Raw genomic sequence first — 18,103 nt, forward strand, 5'->3', positions numbered from 1 at the left:
CGTCGTCCCATTCGAAGCATCAACGTGAGGACGGTTGATATGGCTTCCAGCCTGCGCTCCGACACCGTCGGAGGAGCATTCCCCGCCCGACAGGGAATGTACGACCCGTCGTTCGAGAAAGACGCCTGTGGCCTCGCCATGGTCGCCACTCTCCGCGGCGAAGCCGGTCACGACATCATCGACCTGGCGCTGACCGCGCTGCGCAACCTCGAGCACCGCGGCGCGATCGGCTCCGACGCGGGCACCGGAGACGGTGCCGGCATCCTGACGCAGATGCCCGATGCGTTCCTCCGCGCCGTCGTCGACTTCGACCTGCCGCCGGTGGGGGAGTACGCCGCCGGAATGGTGTTCCTGCCCCTCGGACACGATGACCGTGTCGCGATGAAGGCCGGGATCGAAGAGATCGCCCGCCACGAGAACCTCGAGGTGCTCGGGTGGCGTGAGGTCCCCGTCGAGCCCGAGAACCTCGGCAAGCTCGCGTACGAGGCCCGTCCCGCCTTCGAGCAGCTGTTCGTGTCGCGGCCGGCCGTCGGCGACCAGCCTGCGCTGTCGGGCATCGCGCTCGACCGCCGCGTGTACCGTCTCCGCAAGCGCGCGCGTCACGAGCTCGAGGCCTACTTCGTCTCGCTGTCGAGCCGCACCCTCGGCTACAAGGGCATGGTCACGACGCTGCAGCTCGAGCCGTTCTACCCCGACCTGCAGGACGAGCGGTTCGCTTCCGAGCTGGCCGTCGTGCATTCGCGCTACTCCACGAACACGTTCCCCTCGTGGCCGCTCGCGCAGCCGCTGCGCATGCTCGCGCACAACGGCGAGATCAACACCGTCAAGGGCAACCGCAACTGGATGCGCGCGCGTCAGTCGCAGCTCGAATCCGAGCTCATCGGCGACGTGCGCCCGCTGCTGCCCATCTGCACCGAGGGCGCCAGCGACTCGGCATCCTTCGACGAGGTCCTCGAGCTGCTGACCCTCACCGGTCGCAGCCTTCCGCACGCCATCATGATGATGGTGCCGGAGGCCTACGAGAAGCAGGCGACGATCGACCCCGACCTGCGCGCCTTCTACGACTACCACTCCATGCAGATGGAGCCCTGGGACGGCCCCGCCGCGCTCATCTTCACCGACGGCACGCTCGTGGGCGCCACGCTCGACCGCAACGGTCTGCGCCCCGGCCGCTGGACCGAGACGACCGACGGCCTCGTCGTGATCGGTTCCGAGACGGGTGTTCTCGACTTCGCCCCCGAGCGCATCAAGCGCCGCGGTCGTCTGCAGCCGGGTCGCATGTTCCTCGTCGACACCGCCGCGCGCCGCATCGTCGACGACGCCGAGATCAAGGCGCAGCTCGCCTCCCTCGAGCCGTGGGGCGAGTGGGTCGACAAAGGCCGGGTGAAGCTCAGCGAGCTGCCCGAGCGCGAGCACATCGTGCACCCCATCGCCTCGATCACGCGTCGCCAGCGCACCTTCGGCTACACCGAAGAAGAGGTGCGCATCCTGCTCACCCCGATGGGCCAGGGCGGCGTCGAGCCTCTCGGCGCCATGGGAAGCGACGCGCCGGTCGCGGTGCTCAGCGACCGCCCGCGCCTGCTGTTCGACTACTTCTCGCAGCAGTTCGCGCAGGTCACCAACCCGCCGCTCGACTCGATCCGCGAAGAGGTCGTGACCTCGCTGTCGCTGGGGCTCGGCCCCGAGCGCAACCTGCTCGACTGGGGTCCCGACCACACGCGCACGGTGACCCTCGACTTCCCCGTCATCGACAACGACGAACTCGCCAAGATCCAGCACATCGACACCGCCCTGCCCGGGCGGTCGTCGGTGACGATCCGCGGCCTGTACCGCGTCGAGGCCGGGCACAAGGGGCTGCAGAAGCGCCTCACGCAGATGTGCACCGAGGTCGACCAGGCCATCGAAGACGGCGCCGAGTTCATCGTGCTCAGCGACCGCGACTCCAACAAAGACCTGGCGCCCATCCCGTCGCTGCTCATGCTCGCGGCGGTGCACCACCACCTCATCCGCAAAGAGACCCGCATGAAGGTGGGTCTGGTCGTCGAGGCCGGCGACGTGCGCGAGGTGCACCACGTGGCCACCCTCATCGGCTACGGAGCCTCGGCGGTCAACCCGTACCTGGCGATGGAGACCGTAGAGTACCTCGTGCGCGCGGGCTTCATCACGAACATCACGCCCGAGAAGGCCGTCAAGAACCTGATCTACGCGCTCGGCAAGGGCGTGCTGAAGATCATGTCGAAGATGGGCATCTCCACGGTGTCGTCGTACGCCGGCGCCCAGGTGTTCGAGGCCGTGGGTCTGTCGCGCGACTTCGTCGAGGCCTACTTCACCGGCACCGAGTCCAAGCTCGGCGGTGTGGGACTCGACGTCATCGCGGCCGAGAACGCCGCGCGCCACGAGTACGCCTACCCGCAGGATGCCGCGGCGCGCGCTCACGAGCGCCTGTGGACCGGCGGCGAGTACCAGTGGCGTCGCGACGGCGCCCCGCACCTGTTCAACCCCGACACGGTGTTCCGCCTGCAGCACGCCACGCGCGAGCGTCGGTACGACATCTTCCGCGAGTACACGCAGCTGATCGACGACCAGGCGCACGAGCTGAAGACCCTCCGCGGACTGTTCGGTCTGCGCACGGGTCTGCGTCCGGCCGTGCCGATCGACGAGGTCGAGCCCGTCTCTGCCATCGTCAAGCGCTTCTCCACGGGTGCGATGAGCTACGGCTCCATCTCGAAGGAGGCGCACGAGGTGCTCGCCGTCGCGATGAACCGGATCGGCGGCAAGAGCAACACCGGTGAGGGCGGAGAAGACGTCGACCGTCTGCTCGACCCCGAGCGCCGCAGCGCCATCAAGCAGGTGGCATCCGGTCGATTCGGCGTGACGAGCCTGTACCTCACCGAGGCCGACGACATCCAGATCAAACTCGCCCAGGGCGCCAAGCCCGGCGAGGGCGGTCAGCTGCCCCCGACCAAGGTGTACCCGTGGGTGGCGCGCACCCGTCACGCGACCGCGGGCGTGGGACTCATCTCGCCGCCCCCGCACCACGACATCTACTCGATCGAAGACCTCAAGCAGCTGATCTTCGACCTCAAGCGCGCCAACCCCAAGGCCCGCATCCACACCAAGCTGGTGAGCCAGTCCGGTATCGGTGCGGTCGCGGCGGGTGTCGCCAAGGCGCTGAGCGACGTCATCCTGGTCTCCGGACAAGACGGGGGAACGGGCGCGAGCCCCATGAACTCGCTCAAGCACGCGGGCACCCCGTGGGAGCTCGGTCTCGCCGAGACGCAGCAGACGCTCATGCTCAACGGCATGCGCGATCGCGTGGTCGTACAGGTCGACGGTCAGATGAAGACCGGTCGCGACGTGATCATCGGTGCGCTGCTCGGGGCCGAGGAGTTCGGCTTCGCCACCGCGCCGTTGGTGGTCTCGGGCTGCATCATGATGCGCGTCTGCCACCTCGACACCTGCCCCGTGGGCGTCGCGACGCAGAACCCGGTGCTGCGTCAGCGCTTCACCGGCAAGGCCGAGTACATCGTCAACTTCATGGAGTTCATCGCCCAGGAGGTGCGCGAGTACCTCGCCGCGATGGGCTACCGCTCGATCGACGAGATCGTCGGCCGCTCGGAGCTGCTGGATGCCAACGAGGCGATCCAGCACTGGAAGGCGCGAGGCCTCAACCTCGCACCGATCCTCGAAGGTCCCCGCTTCGCCGACGACGAGCCGCGCCGCCACGCCCGCAATCAGGACCACGAGCTCGAGGAGCACTTCGACGTGCAGCTCATCGAGCGCGCGCAGGACGTCATCGCGAACGGCGGTCAGCTCACCATCGATCTGCCCATCCGCAACACCGCGCGCGCGGTCGGGACGATGCTCGGACACCACGTCACCAAGGCGCGGGGCGAGCACGGCCTGCCCGAGAACTCGATCGACGTGCGCCTGACCGGCTCGGCCGGGCAGTCGTTCGGCGCGTTCATGCCCGCGGGCATCACGCTGCGGCTCGAGGGCGACTCGAACGACTACGTCGGCAAGGGCCTGTCGGGCGGCACGATCGTGGTGCGCCCGCCGCGCGGCTCGACGTTCGCGGCCTCCGAGAACGTCATCGCCGGAAACGTCATCGGCTACGGCGCCACCCAGGGCCAGATGTTCCTGAACGGCGTCGTGGGCGAGCGCTTCCTCGTCCGCAACTCGGGTGCGACGGCGGTCGTGGAGGGCGTGGGCGACCACGCGCTGGAGTACATGACGGGCGGTCTCGCCGTGATCCTCGGGGCCACGGGCCGCAACCTGGGCGCCGGCATGTCGGGCGGACAGGCCTACGTCTACAAGCTCGACCGCGACAAGGTGAACCGCGAAGCCATGGCATCCGGTGAGCTCGTCCTCGGCGCCCTCGGATCGGGGGATGCCGAGATCCTCCGCGACCTGCTCGAAAAGCACGTCGCGGAGACCGATTCCACCCTCGCCCGTCGTCTGCTCGACGACTTCGAGGTCGAGGTGGACAACTTCGTCCGGATGCTGCCGCGCGACTACGCCGCCGTGCTGCAGACCCGCCAGGAGGCGGTCACCGAGGGGCTCGACCCCGACGGCGACGTCGTCTGGAAGCGCATTCTGGAGGTGACGGGTGGCTGACCCGAAGGGCTTTCTCAAGACCACGGAGCGCGAGCTCCCGAAGCGTCGACCGGTGCCCGTGCGCATCATGGACTGGAAAGAGGTGTACGAGCCGGGTGATTCGGCCGTCATCAAGCGCCAGGCCGGCCGCTGCATGGACTGCGGCATCCCGTTCTGCCACAAGGGCTGCCCGCTCGGCAACCTGATCCCCGAGTGGAACGACCTCACGTGGCGCGGGGAAGGGCGAGCCGCGATCGAGCGCCTGCACGCAACGAACAACTTCCCGGAGTTCACCGGACGCCTGTGCCCCGCGCCGTGCGAGAGCTCGTGCGTTCTCGGCATCAACCAGCCGGCCGTGACGATCAAGCAGGTCGAGGTCTCGATCATCGACGAGGCGTTCGGCAACGGCTGGGTCGAGCCCGAGCCGCCGGAGCGTCTGACGGGCAAGACCGTCGCGGTCGTCGGCTCCGGGCCCGCCGGCCTCGCCGCGGCCCAGCAGCTGACGCGCGCCGGTCACACGGTCGCCGTCTTCGAGCGCGACGACCGCATCGGCGGACTGCTGCGCTACGGCATCCCGGACTTCAAGATGGAGAAGCGCCACCTCGAGCTGCGCCTGCGTCAGATGCAGGCCGAGGGCACCCGCTTCCGCGCGGGGGTCGAGATCGGCAAGGACATCTCGTGGAGCGACCTGCGCGCCCGCTACGACGCCGTCGTGGTGGCCACGGGCTCCACCGTGCCGCGCGACCTCGCCATCCCGGGGCGCGACCTCGACGGCGTGCACTACGCCATGGAGTACCTCGTCGAGGGCAACAAGGCCGTCGCGGGCGATCAGGTGCCACAGCAGATCTCGGCCGAGGGCAAGCACGTCGTCGTCATCGGCGGTGGCGACACCGGCGCGGACTGCATCGGAACCGCCCACCGCCAGGGAGCGCTCAGCGTCACCAACCTCGCGATCGGCAAGCAGCCGCCCTCCGAGCGCCCGGCCGAGCAGCCGTGGCCGATGATGCCGAACCTGTTCGAGATGGCATCCGCTCACGAAGAGGGCGGGGAGCGCACGTTCCTCGCCTCCACCGTGGAGTTCCTCGGCAACGCCGCAGGAGAGGTGCGCGCGCTGCGCGTGGCCGAGACGGAGTACATCGACGGCCGTCGCGTGCCCAAGAGCGGCACCGAGCGCGAGATCCCCGCCGACCTCGTGCTCATCGCGATGGGCTTCACCGGCCCGGAGCGCGAGCTGCTCGAGAGCCAGCTCGGTGCGCGGTTCACCGACCGCGGCAACGTCGAGCGCGACGCGACCTACGCCACCACGTCGCCGGGCGTCTTCGTCGCCGGCGATGCGGGACGCGGACAGTCCCTCATCGTGTGGGCCATCGCCGAGGGCCGCGCGGCCGCCGCCGAGGTCGACACCTTCCTCATGGGCGAAACGGTGCTCCCCGCGCCGGTGCGCCCGACCGATGTCGCCATCGGCCTCCTGCCCGCCTAAGCTGGCAAGGGCCGATCGGCCACTTCCCGAAAATCCTCACGGAGCTTGAAAACGGATGAGACGCGCCAAGATCGTCGCAACACTCGGGCCCGCCACGTCGTCGTATGAGATGGTTCGCGCCATCATCGACGCCGGGGTGGACGTCGCCCGCCTCAACCTGAGCCACGGAGATTACTCCGTGCACGACGCCAACTTCGCCAACGTGCGGAAGGCAGCGGAGGACGCCGGTCGCCCGGTGGCCGCGCTCGTCGACCTGCAGGGCCCCAAGATCCGCCTCGGCAAGTTCGAGAACGGTCCCCACGACCTGCTCCCCGGCGACATCTTCAAGATCACGATCGAGGACATCCTCGGTACCAAGGAGATCGTCGGCACGACGTTCAAGGGCCTGCCCCAGGACGTCCGCCCCGGAGACTTCCTCCTGATCGACGACGGCAAGGTCCGCGTCGAGGTCGTCGAGACCGACGGCACCGTCGTGACCACCAAGGTCATCGTCGGCGGCCCCGTGTCGAACAACAAGGGCATCAACCTGCCCGGAGTGGCCGTGAACGTCCCCGCCCTGAGCGAGAAGGACGAGTCCGACCTCCGCTGGGGCCTGAACGCCGGCGCCGACCTCATCGCCCTCTCGTTCGTCAGGGATGCCAAGGACATCGAGCGCGTGCACGAGATCATGGCCGAAGAGGGGCGCTACGTTCCCGTCATCGCCAAGATCGAGAAGCCGCAGGCGGTCGACAACCTCGAGGAGATCATCGACGCCTTCGACGGCATCATGGTCGCCCGTGGCGACCTCGGCGTCGAGCTTCCCCTCGAGGCCGTGCCGATCGTGCAGAAGCGCGCCGTCGAGCTGGCGCGCCGCATGGCCAAGCCCGTCATCGTCGCGACGCAGATGCTCGAGTCGATGATCACCAACCCCGTCCCCACGCGCGCCGAGACGTCCGACGTCGCCAACGCCGTGCTCGACGGCGCCGACGCGGTCATGCTCTCGGGCGAGACCAGCGTGGGCGCCTACCCGGTCGTGGTCGTCGAGACGATGGCCCGCATCGTGGAGTCCACCGAGGAACACGGTCTCGAGCGCATCGCGCCGCTGACCAACAAGCCCCGCACGCAGGGTGGCGCCATCACGCTCGCCGCCGTCGAGGTCGCCGACTTCGTCGAGGCGAAGTACCTGTGCGTCTTCACCGAGTCGGGCGACTCCGCCCGTCGCATGTCGCGCCTGCGCTCGACCATCCCGATGATCGCGTTCACGCCGGAGCCCGGCATCCGCCGTCGCCTCGCGCTGACGTGGGGCGTGCGCTCGACGCTGGTGGAGCACGTGTCGCACACCGACAAGATGTTCCTTCAGGTCGACGACTACCTGCTCACCAACGACCTGGCCAAGGTCGGCGACAAGGTCGTCGTCATCTCGGGTTCCCCTCCCGGAATCGCCGGTTCGACGAACGACCTGCGCGTGCACCGCGTGGGCGACGCCGTGCACGGCGCGGCCCCCGGGTACCAGGAAGTCTGACCCCTCACGACGCGCGCCGGTGACCCCGGCGCGCGTCGTGTCGCGTTCCCGCCCGGTACATTGGGAACGCAGCACCTGCCGGTGTGGCGGAATGGCAGACGCGGGGCACTCAAAATGCTCTGTCGAAAGACGTGTGGGTTCGAGTCCCACCACCGGTACGCCCTATCGCATCCGCGGTCTCCCGTGGGTGCGCGAATCCACGTTCTAGGATGGTCTCGTGACTGATCAAGAAGCCGCCCCGGCCACCGCGCCGACCGCACCGCGTCGCGTCGTCGTCGCGGAAGACGAGTCGCTGATCCGCCTCGACATCGTCGAGATCCTCCGCGACAACGGCTTCGACGTCGTCGGCGAGGCGGGCGACGGCGAGACCGCCGTGCAGCTGGCCACCGAACTGCGCCCCGATCTGGTGATCATGGACGTCAAGATGCCGCAGCTCGACGGCATCAGCGCCGCCGAGAAGCTGAGCAAGAATCACATCGCCCCCGTGGTGCTGCTGACGGCCTTCAGTCAGAAGGAGCTCGTGGAGCGCGCCAGCGAGGCCGGCGCCCTGGCCTACGTCGTCAAGCCCTTCACGCCGAACGACCTGCTGCCCGCGATCGAGATCGCCCTGGCCCGCTACGAGCAGATCATCACGCTCGAGGCCGAGGTCGCCGACATGGTCGAGCGCTTCGAGACCCGCAAGCTGGTCGACCGCGCCAAGGGCCTGCTGAACGAGAAGATGGGCCTGAGCGAGCCCGAGGCCTTCCGCTGGATCCAGAAGGCGTCGATGGACCGCCGCCTCACCATGCAGGACGTCGCGAAGGCGATCATCGAGCAGCTGGCGCCCAAGAAGGGCTGACTCCCGCGCCTTTCGAGAATGGATGCCACTTCGGTGGCATCCATTCTTTGTTGGGGCCCGGACCCTTCGACAGGCTCAGGGTCCTGCGTGCCAAGGTGGCTGAGGGTCCTGCGCGCCGAGGTGGCTGAGGGTCCTGCGGTGGAGGTGGCTGAGTTTGTCGAAGCCTCCGTGGGGCGCCGCGGGTCTCGGACCCTTCGACAGGCTCAGGGTCCTCCGCGCCGAGGTGGCTCAGGGTCCGGCGCTGGAGGTGGCTGAGCCTGTCGAAGCCACCGGACGCCCCGGGGCGTCAGGCGCGCGGGGCGTCCTTGATCATGTTCGTGATGCGGATGGTCGAGCAACGGCGGCCCTGCTCGTCGGAGACCGCGATCTCGTGCACGGTGAGGGAACGCCCCAGGTGGATCGGGGTGCAGACACCCGTGACGACCCCCGAGGTGGCCGACCGCGTGTGCGTGGCGTTGATGTCGATGCCGACGGCGAGCTTGCCCGACCCGGCGTACAGATTCGCCGCCATCGAACCGAGCGATTCGCCGAGCACGACGTAGGCGCCGCCGTGCAGCAGACCGACGGGTTGGGTGTTGCCCTCGACCGGCATGGTCGCCACGCAGCGCTCGACCGTGAACTCGACCCACTCGATGCCCATCTTCTCGGCGAGGGCGCCCATGCCGCGCTCCTTCGCCCAGTCGAGGCCGGAAGTGGTGTCGGGAGTCGTGGAGCTGCTCATCGTCGCCTTCGTCGTGCCGTGCGGGCGGCCGTGATCGGGCCGGGCCGGGGGAGTGTCCGTGGTTCTCGTTACGCTGGGGGAGTGACGGATGCCGAAAAGCCTACTCTCCTCGTCGTCGACGGCCACTCGCTGGCCTATCGGGCGTTCTACGCCCTGCCGGTCGACAACTTCTCGACGAAAGACGGTCAGCACACCAATGGCATTTACGGCTTCCTGTCGATGTTCGTCAACCTGGTGAAGGCCGAGAAGCCGACCCACCTCGCGGTCGCGTTCGACACCTCGCGGCAATCGTTCCGCACCCGGGAGTACACCGAGTACAAGGCCAACCGCAGCGAGTCGCCGGCCGAGTTCAAGGGGCAGATCCCCCTCCTGCAGGACTGCCTCGCCGCCATGGGCGTCCCGGTGCTGAAGAAGGAGGACTTCGAGGCCGATGACATCCTGGCCACCCTCGCCACGCAGGGGGAGGAGCAGGGCTTCTCGGTTCTGGTCTGCTCCGGCGATCGCGACACCATCCAGCTCGTGACCGACGACATCACGCTGCTGTATCCCAACGTGCAGGGGGTCTCGCAGCTCAAGCGCTACGACACCGACGCGGTGATCGAGAAGTACGGGCTGCCCCCGGCGCAGTATCCCGAGATCGCGGCCCTCGTCGGCGAGACGAGCGACAACCTGCCCGGCGTGCCGAAGGTCGGCGAGAAGACCGCGGTCAAGTGGCTCACCCAGTGGGGCTCGCTCGAGGCGCTCCTCGACAACGCCGACAAGATCACCGGCGTCGTCGGCAACAACCTGCGCGAGCACCTCGACGCCGTCAAGCGCAACCGCGCGCTGAACCGCCTGCTGCGCGACGTCGAGCTCCCGGTCGGTCCGAAAGACCTCGCGGTCCAGCCGCTCGACGCCCAGGCCGTCCGCGACATCTTCGCCCGTCTGGAGTTCCGCACGCTGCTGCCGCGCGTCTTCGATGCGCTCGGCGGAGAGGGCGGCATCGTCGAAGAGGCGCGGCCGACTGCGACCGCTCCGACGCCCGCACGCCTGGAACCCGACGCCCTCGCCGCCTGGGCGGCTGACGCGAAGGGCGAGGTGGGGGTGACCCTCAGCCTCTCCGGCACCACGCCCACGGCGATCGGCCTCGCGTCGGGCGACGCGGCCGTCGAGGCCGAGTGGAGCCCGGCGGTCCGCGACGCACTGGCGCCGTGGCTGGCATCCGATGCCCCCAAGGTATTCTCCGACGCCAAACCCCAGATCAAGGCCCTGGCCCGCGAGGGGGTCTCGGTGGGCGGCGTGGCGTTCGACGTGCTGCTGGCCGGATGGCTCGTGCGTCCGAGCTTCCCCGACAAGACGCTCGCCGACCTCGTGGAGCGCGAGCTCGACGAGAAGCTCCCGGTCGCCGATCCCACCCAGCTCGTGCCCGAGACGGAAGGCGCCACCCCCGGACAGTTGTCGTGGTTCACCCGCCGGGTCGCCGCTGCGCAGCGCGCCACCATGCCCGAGAAGGTCGCGAGCGTTCTCGACGACATCGAGCTGCCGACGCTGACGGCGCTGGCCGACATGGAGCTCGCCGGCGTCGCCGTGTCGCACGAGAAGCTGTCGAGCTTCTCGGCCGAGCTCGGTGCGCGCGCCGACGCGCTCGCGCGCGACGCGTACGCGGCGATCGGTCACGAGGTGAACCTCGGCTCGCCGAAGCAGTTGCAGGAGGTGCTCTTCGACGAGCTCCAGCTGCCCAAGACCCGCAAGACCAAGAGCGGTTACACCACGGATGCCGCGGCTCTCGCCGACCTCCAGGAGAGCGCCCCGCACCCCTTCCTCGACCTGCTGCTGCGCCACCGCGAAGCGACGAAACTCAAGCAGATCATCGACGCCCTCGACACCGCGACCGGCGCCGACGGACGCATCCACACCACGTACGTGCAGACAGGCAGCCAGACCGGTCGCCTGTCGAGCACCGACCCCAACCTGCAGAACATCCCGATCCGCACCGAGGAGAGCCGTCGTATCCGCGCGGCCTTCGAGGTGGGCGAGGGATACGAGACGCTGCTCACGGCTGACTACTCGCAGATCGAGATGCGCATCATGGCGCACCTCTCGGGAGACCCAGGACTCATCGAGGCGTTCAACTCGGGCGAAGACCTGCACCGCTTCGTGGGTGCGCGCGTCTTCGGCGTCGAGCCCGAAGACGTGACGCCCGCGATGCGCACCAAGGTGAAGGCGATGTCGTACGGCCTCGTCTACGGCCTCTCGGCCTTCGGCCTCTCGAAGCAGCTGCGTATCGAGCAGTCCGAGGCCAAGAAGCTCATGCTCGAGTACTTCGCGCGCTTCGGCGCGGTGCGCGACTACCTGCGCGGTTCGGTGGAGCAGGCCCGTCAAGACGGCTACACCGAGACGATCTTCGGGCGCCGACGGCCGTTCCCCGACCTCACGAGCATGAACCGCGTCCTGCGCGAGAACGCCGAGCGCGCCGCACTCAACGCCCCCATCCAGGGCAGCGCGGCCGACATCATGAAGGTGGCGCTGTTCCGCATCCGCGAGGAGCTGGCATCCGAGGGTCTGCGCTCGCGCGTGCTGCTGCAGATCCACGACGAACTCGTCGTCGAGGTGGCGGCGGGGGAGTGGGATGCCGTGGAGGCGATCGTGCGCGCGCGCATGGCCGACGCCGCCGAGCTCTCGGTGCCTCTCGACGTGCAGATCGGTCGCGGAGGCGACTGGGACGAAGCGGGACACTGAGTCCGGCACGGACCGGTCCTCCCCAGGCCGACGAATGCACAGCCGGAGGGGACGGGGTGCGCCGTCGTCGCAGCTTCCCTAGGCTCGGAGGATGACAGACGCACACCGCACCCCCACGCCGATCGACACGATCGCCGACGCGTGGGTGGACACCCTGGCCGAGCGGGAGCCGACGCTCGCCACCTACATCGGCCGGTTCGAGCACAACGGCCGCTTCGGCGACTACAGCCCCGAAGGCGCGGAGGCCCTCTTCGCCGACGCACGCGCCACGCGGGCCGCGCTCGCGGGCGCGGAGCCGGTCGACGCGATCGACGCCGTCACGAAGATGGATCTTCTGCGCGAGCTCGACCTGATGGTGGAGTTCCACGAGGCGAACGTGCACCTGCGCGATCTCAACGTCATCGCCTCACCGGCGCAGGACATCCGCTCCACCTTCGATCTCATGCCGACCGCCACGGTCGACGACTGGTCCACGATCTCGGAGCGCATGAAGGCCCTCCCCGGGGCGATCGACGGCTACGTCGCAACGCTGCGTCGCGGTATCGCGCAGGGCGTCGTCCCGGCGCGCCGACAGGTCATCGAGGTCGTGACGCAGATCGCCCGCTACACCTCCGACACGGGCTTCTTCGCCGAGTTCGTCGGCGAGGCCGCTCCCGAAGAGGGTCAGCTGCCGGCATCCCTCGCTCGCGACCTCGCGCAGAATTCCAACGCGGCGCGCGTCGCCTACGACGCCCTCGCCTCGTTCCTGTCGAGTGAACTGGCTCCGGCGGCGGGAGAGGTCGACGCGGTGGGCCGGGAGGTCTACGCCCTGCACTCCCGACGGTTCCTGGGCGCGGAGATCGACCTCGACGAGACGTACGAGTGGGGCGTCGAGGAGCTCGCGCGCATGGTCGCGGAGCAGGAGGCGATCGCGAACGAGATCCTCCCCGGCGCGAGCGTCGAAGAGGCCGTGGCCTTCCTCGAGAAGGACGAGTCGCGAAAGCTCCGCGGTACCGCCGCCCTTCAGGAGTGGATGCAGCGCACGAGCGACAGGGCCGTGGAAGAACTCGGCCGCACGCACTTCGACATCGCCGAGCCCATCCGTCGCCTCGAGTGCATGATCGCCCCGACCAACGAAGGCGGGATCTACTACACCGGCCCGACCGACGACTTCTCCCGTCCCGGTCGTATGTGGTGGTCGGTGCCCGAGGGCGTCGACACCTTCGACACCTGGCGCGAGCTCACGACCGTGTACCACGAGGGCGTTCCGGGCCACCACCTGCAGATCGCGCAGGCGGTGCACAACCGTGCCGAGCTCAACTCCTGGCGACGTCTGCTCGCGGGCACGAGCGGTCACGCCGAAGGCTGGGCCCTGTACGCCGAGCGGCTGATGGAGCAGCTGGGCTACCTCGACGACCCCGCCGACCGCCTCGGCATGCTCGACGGGCAGCGCATGCGGGCGGCGCGTGTGGTGCTCGATATCGGCGTGCACCTGCAGAAGCCGCGCCTCGACGGCGCCGGCACCTGGGACCACGACTACGCCCTCGCATTCATGCTGAAGAACGTCAACATGAGCGAGGAGTTCGTGCGCTTCGAGGTCAACCGCTACCTCGGATGGCCTGGGCAGGCGCCGTCGTACAAGGTCGGTCAGCGCATCTGGGAGCAGGTGCGCGCCGAGGAGCAGGAACGCCGCGGAGCGGATTTCTCGATGAAGCAGTTCCACACGCGCGCCCTCGACATCGGCGGCGTCGGGCTCGACACTCTGCGCGCGGCTCTCGCATCCGCCTGAGTCCGGCGGGCGTCCGGCCCGGGGTGCCTCTCGTCAGGCGGTGAGGCACTCCGGGCGGATCGCGCCGGTGCGTGGATCGTGGATCGGGGAATACCCGGCGGTCGCGTAAAGTTCATTCATCCGAATGCAAGGAGACCCCATGGACGTTCGCCCTCTCGAGCTCGGCCTCGACACCTTCGGAGACATCTCGCGCGGCCCCGACGGGTCGCTGCTGTCCGACGCTCAGACCATCCGCAACGTCGTCGATCAGGCGGTGCTCGCCGACCAGGTGGGCGTGTCTTTCTTCGGGGTGGGGGAGCACCACCGCAAGGACTTCGCCGTGACGAGCCCGGAGATCGTCCTCGCCGCGGCGGCCGCGCGCACCGAGAACATCCACCTCGGCACGGCCGTCACGGTCCTCTCCAGCGACGACCCCGTGCGCGTGTACGAGCGCTTCGCGACCCTCGACGCCGTCTCCAACGGGCGCGCCGAGGTGATCCTGGGGCGGGGCTCGTTCATCGAGTCGTTCCCCCTGTTCGGCTACGACCTCGCCGACTACGAGGTGCTGTTCGAGGAGAAGCTCGAGCTCTTCTCCCTCCTCCTGCAGGAGAAGCCGGTCACCTGGTCGGGACGCACGCGCGCCGCGCTGCAGGACGCCGACGTGTACCCGAAGACCGAGAACGGCCTGAAGGCCTGGGTGGGGGTCGGGGGTTCGCCAGAGTCGGTCGTGCGCACGGCCCGCTACGGCTACGGCCTCGTCCTCGCGATCATCGGGGGCTCGGCGGCGCGGTTCCGGCCCTACGCCGATCTCTACCGCCGGTCACTCGATGAGCTCGGCAAGCCCCAGATGCCCATCTCGGTGCATTCGCCGGGGCACATCGCAGCGACCGACGAGCAGGCGTGGGAAGAGGCGTACGAGGGCGTCGCGGAGCTGAACAACACGATCGGACGCGAGCGCGGCTGGCCGGAGTACAACCGCTTGCGGTTCCAGCACGACGTCGGCCCCGAAGGATCGATGTACGTGGGGTCGCCCGAGACGGTCGCGCGCAAGATCGCGGCCACCGTGCGCGCGCTGGGTAACAGCCGTTTCCAGCTCAAGATGGCCAGCGGTTCGATCTCGCACGATCACCTGCTGAGCAGCATCGAGCTCTACGGCACGCAGGTCCTGCCCCTCGTGCACGACATGCTCGCCGACGCCCCCGTCTCGCGGTGACCACGACCACCGACACCATCCGGGTGTCCGAACGCCTCGACGCCCTGCCCTTCACCCGGCGGCACGCGAAGATCCTGGGCGGATCGGGCCTGGGGTGGGCCCTGGACGCCATGGACGTCGGGCTCATCTCGTTCGTCATCGCCGCACTCAGCGTGCAGTGGCAACTCGCTCCGACGCAGGCCTCGTGGATCGCCTCGGCGGGCTTCGCCGGGATGGCGATCGGGGCGAGCCTGGGCGGTCTGCTCGCCGACCGCTTCGGTCGCCGCCACGTCTTCGCCCTGACCCTGCTGGTCTACGGCGTGGCCACCGGGGCGAGTGCGCTCGTCGGCGGGCTCGCGGCCCTTCTGGTGCTGCGCTTCATCGTCGGCCTGGGGCTCGGGGCGGAGCTGCCGGTGGCTTCGACCTACGTCAGCGAGTTCGCCCCGGCACGCATGCGTGGGCGCCTCATCGTCTTCCTCGAGGCGTTCTGGGCGGTCGGCTGGACCGCTGCCGCGGTGATCGGCTATCTCGTGGTGCCGGCGTCCGCCGACGGCTGGCGGTGGGCCTTCGCGCTCGGCGCGATCCCCGCGGTCTACGCGCTGCTCGTGCGCTGGGGACTGCCTGAGTCGCCGCGCTGGCTCGCGTCGCGCGGACGCAACCCCGAGGCCGCGGCGATCGTACGCGACCTCGAGGCCGCCGCCGGACGGGTCTCGCTCGAGCCGTCGAGCGAGGGAGTCGCGGCATCCATTCCCGCTCCGCGGCCCCGCATCCGCGCCCTCTGGGCCCCCGCGCTGCGCGCACGCACGGCGAGCCTGTGGGTGCTGTGGTTCTGCGTGAACTTCTCGTACTATGGGGCGTTCATCTGGATCCCCACGATCCTCGTCTCGCAGGGCTACGACCTCGTGCGCTCGTTCGGTTTCACCCTCGTGATCACGCTGGCCCAGCTGCCGGGATACGCCGCGGCGGCGTGGCTGATCGAGGCCTGGGGGCGACGCGCGACGCTCGCGACGTTCCTCGCCGGTTCGGCCGTCTCGGCGGTGCTGTTCGGCACGGCTTCGGGCGAGGTCGCGGTGATCGCCGCGGGAATGGCCCTGTCGTTCTTCAACCTGGGCGCGTGGGGCGCGCTGTACGCCGCCACCCCCGAGACCTATCCGACGGCACTGCGGGCGACGGGCGCGGGATGGGCGGCCGGGGTCGGGCGCATCGCCTCCATCCTCGCTCCGCTCGCCGTGCCGCCCCTGCTCGGATTCGGGGGAGCGCCCCTTCTCTTCGTCGTGTTCGCGGCGTTCTTCGCGATCGCCGTCGTGGCCGCCCTGTTCCTGCGCGAGCAGCGCGGGCGCGCGCTTTCCTGACCCGCGCGCACCGGCTCACTCCGCCTGGGCCGCACCCGCACACCACGTCGAGCGTCCAAGACACGCCGTTTCACGCGACAACGGAACGGTGTGTCTTGGACACTCGACATGCCAGAGCGGTGCGCGAGACGGCGGCTGAGCGCGCTGGCGCGCGTAGGCTCGGGGGATGGCATCCGTGCGCTACGTCGCGATCGGCGACTCGTTCACCGAAGGGGTCGGCGACGAACTGCCCGACGGAACCGTTCGAGGGTGGGCCGATCTCGCCGCACAAGGGTGGGCGGATGCCGCGGGGGAGCCGGTCCAGTACGCGAACCTGGCGATCCGCGGCAAGCTCATCGAGCCGATCGTCGCCCAGCAGCTCGAACCGGCGCTCGCACTGAAGCCGACGCACCTGTCGTTCAATGGCGGCGGGAACGACATGCTCCGGCCGCGGACGGGTATCGGGCGCATCGTGGACCTGTTCGATCACGTCGTGCGGCGCTGCGACGAGGAGGGCGTGCAGCTCATCGTGCTGTCCGGGGCCAACCCGTCGGCGGGTCTTCCGCTCGGCGCGCTCATCGAGGCCCGCGGCGACCGCCTGTCTCACGCGGTCGAGAAGCGCCTCGAGAAGCGCCTCGACGTGATCACCGCTTACAACTGGTTCGACCGCGAGTTGGCGGGCGGGGAGTTCTGGTCGGTGGACCGTCTGCACATGAACGCCCGGGGCCATCATCGGGTCGCCGCCCGCGTGATCGAGTCCGTCGGTCTCACGCCGCCAGGGGAGTGGTGGCACCTGCGGGAGATCCCCGAGGTCGAGCGGCTGAAGGGCTCGGCCTACTATCGCGAGCACGTGGGGCCGTGGGTCCGTCGGCGCCTCAGTCGCACCTCCTCGGGCGACGGGCGTGAACCGAAGTTCGGCGGCGGGTGGGTCACGCTCGAACCGGTCTTCGGACGGTGAGGTCGCCGCAGAGCGACGGAACACCCCTGTCAGACTCTCCATCCCATCGACGAGGGGCAGGCGATGATCGGTTCGCTCATCCCGGAGGACCTCTCGGAGATGACCCGGTCGGCGGCATCCTCGACATCTGATCGAGCCTCCCACCGCGTCAGCCCGGAGGCGGTGTCGAGAGAATCCCACATACCCCGGTCATCACCGACAGGAGCAGGATGGGCGTATGACTCTCGCTCTCGTCACCGGCACCTCCAGCGGCATCGGCCTGCACACGGCCATCGGACTCGCGAAGGCCGGCGTATCGGTCATCGCCACCGTCCGCGACACCTCGCGCGCTGACGCCCTGCGCTCCGCGGCATCCGAAGTGGGGGTCGAGCTCGACATCCGCTCCCTGGAGGTGACGGATGCCGCTGCCGCTGAGGGCCTGATCGACGCCATCGGCCCCATCGACATCCTCGTCAACAACGCCGGGCGAGGCGCGGTCGGCACGCTCGAGCAGTTGTCGGATGCCGACCTCCAGGCGCAGCTGGACACGAACTACCTCTCGGTCGCCCGCCTCACGCGCCTCGTGCTGCCGGGCATGCGCGAGCGCGGGCACGGACGCATCGTCACGGTCACCAGCGTCGGGGGAGCGGTCGGCCAACCGTTCGCCGACGCGTACTGCGGAGCGAAGTTCGCCGTCGAGGGGCTCATGCAGTCGCTGGCGCCGGTCGTGGCGCCGTTCGGCATCGACGTCGCGATCGTCGAGCCGGCCGCGGTCGCGTCGTCGTTCACGGGGTCGGTGGAGCGGTACGACGGTGGGGCGTACCAGCGCCAGCTCGATGCCTATCTCGAGCGCACCACGGCATCGTTCGCGCAGGCCCAGTCGGCGGAAGATGCCGCGAAGACCGTCATCGAGGCGGCGACGACGTCCGAACCGAAGTTCCGGTGGCAGACGTCCGAGGCGGCGGTGCGTTTCGCCGGCCTGTCACTGGCCGATCTCGACGGCTCGCGGGTGATCGGCGTCACGTCGGAGTGGATCCGCTGA

11 protein-coding genes and 1 tRNA gene are annotated in these 18,103 nt (G+C 69.3%); 11 read left to right on the forward strand and 1 reads right to left on the reverse strand.

Annotated features, from left to right (window positions below; all coding sequences use genetic code 11):
* The first annotated feature begins 39 nt into the window (after window positions 1-39).
* The 5 genes from gltB to Q0818_RS06740 all read left to right on the forward strand — a co-directional run bounded on the left by gltB (window position 40) and on the right by Q0818_RS06740 (window position 8,415).
* A complete protein-coding gene (gene gltB / locus Q0818_RS06720) occupies window positions 40-4,617 on the forward strand; it encodes a glutamate synthase large subunit (protein WP_298872948.1) in 4,578 nt (1,525 codons plus the stop codon).
* The gene (locus Q0818_RS06725) at window positions 4,610-6,076 is read left to right on the forward strand and encodes a glutamate synthase subunit beta (RefSeq protein ID WP_298872949.1); all 1,467 of its coding nucleotides are present in this window, start codon (window positions 4,610-4,612) and stop codon (window positions 6,074-6,076) included. The genes gltB and Q0818_RS06725 overlap by 8 nt, the downstream gene beginning before the upstream one ends.
* A 55-nt stretch (window positions 6,077-6,131) precedes the next feature.
* Window positions 6,132-7,577 (forward strand): pyruvate kinase, encoded by a 1,446-nt coding sequence (gene pyk / locus Q0818_RS06730; RefSeq protein ID WP_298872950.1) that lies wholly within the window; start codon window positions 6,132-6,134, stop codon window positions 7,575-7,577.
* A gap of 77 nt (window positions 7,578-7,654) precedes the next feature.
* A tRNA-Leu gene (locus Q0818_RS06735) sits at window positions 7,655-7,735 on the forward strand.
* Between the two features lie 59 nt (window positions 7,736-7,794).
* On the forward strand, window positions 7,795-8,415 hold the full coding sequence (locus tag Q0818_RS06740) for a response regulator (RefSeq protein ID WP_076675473.1): 621 nt from the start codon (window positions 7,795-7,797) through the stop codon (window positions 8,413-8,415).
* A gap of 286 nt (window positions 8,416-8,701) precedes the next feature.
* Here Q0818_RS06740 and Q0818_RS06745 read toward each other — a convergent pair whose 3' ends face one another.
* On the reverse strand, window positions 8,702-9,136 hold the full coding sequence (locus Q0818_RS06745) for a hotdog fold thioesterase (protein WP_298872951.1): 435 nt from the start codon (window positions 9,134-9,136) through the stop codon (window positions 8,702-8,704).
* A gap of 81 nt (window positions 9,137-9,217) precedes the next feature.
* On the opposite strand from Q0818_RS06745, the gene polA reads away from it, so the two are divergent.
* From polA to Q0818_RS06775, 6 genes are all read left to right on the forward strand, one after another.
* Window positions 9,218-11,854 (forward strand): DNA polymerase I, encoded by a 2,637-nt coding sequence (polA, locus tag Q0818_RS06750; protein ID WP_298872953.1) that lies wholly within the window; start codon window positions 9,218-9,220, stop codon window positions 11,852-11,854.
* A gap of 91 nt (window positions 11,855-11,945) precedes the next feature.
* Window positions 11,946-13,622, forward strand: coding sequence for a DUF885 domain-containing protein (locus Q0818_RS06755; protein ID WP_298872954.1), 1,677 nt, complete (start codon window positions 11,946-11,948; stop codon window positions 13,620-13,622).
* A gap of 139 nt (window positions 13,623-13,761) precedes the next feature.
* Window positions 13,762-14,814, forward strand: coding sequence for an LLM class flavin-dependent oxidoreductase (locus tag Q0818_RS06760; protein ID WP_298872955.1), 1,053 nt, complete (start codon window positions 13,762-13,764; stop codon window positions 14,812-14,814).
* A complete protein-coding gene (locus Q0818_RS06765; RefSeq protein ID WP_298872956.1) occupies window positions 14,811-16,145 on the forward strand; it encodes an MFS transporter in 1,335 nt (444 codons plus the stop codon). Before Q0818_RS06760 ends, Q0818_RS06765 begins: the two co-directional genes overlap by 4 nt.
* Before the next feature lie 166 nt (window positions 16,146-16,311).
* Entirely contained in the window at window positions 16,312-17,082 is a 771-nt protein-coding gene (locus Q0818_RS06770; RefSeq protein WP_298872957.1) for an SGNH/GDSL hydrolase family protein, read from the forward strand.
* A 217-nt stretch (window positions 17,083-17,299) separates the two neighbouring features.
* Window positions 17,300-18,103, forward strand: a complete 804-nt coding sequence (locus tag Q0818_RS06775) for an SDR family NAD(P)-dependent oxidoreductase (protein WP_298872958.1) — start codon at window positions 17,300-17,302, stop codon at window positions 18,101-18,103.

This window comes from uncultured Microbacterium sp., assembly GCF_947489255.1.
In the GTDB taxonomy this organism is placed as follows: Bacteria; Actinomycetota; Actinomycetes; order Actinomycetales; family Microbacteriaceae; genus Microbacterium; species Microbacterium phycohabitans.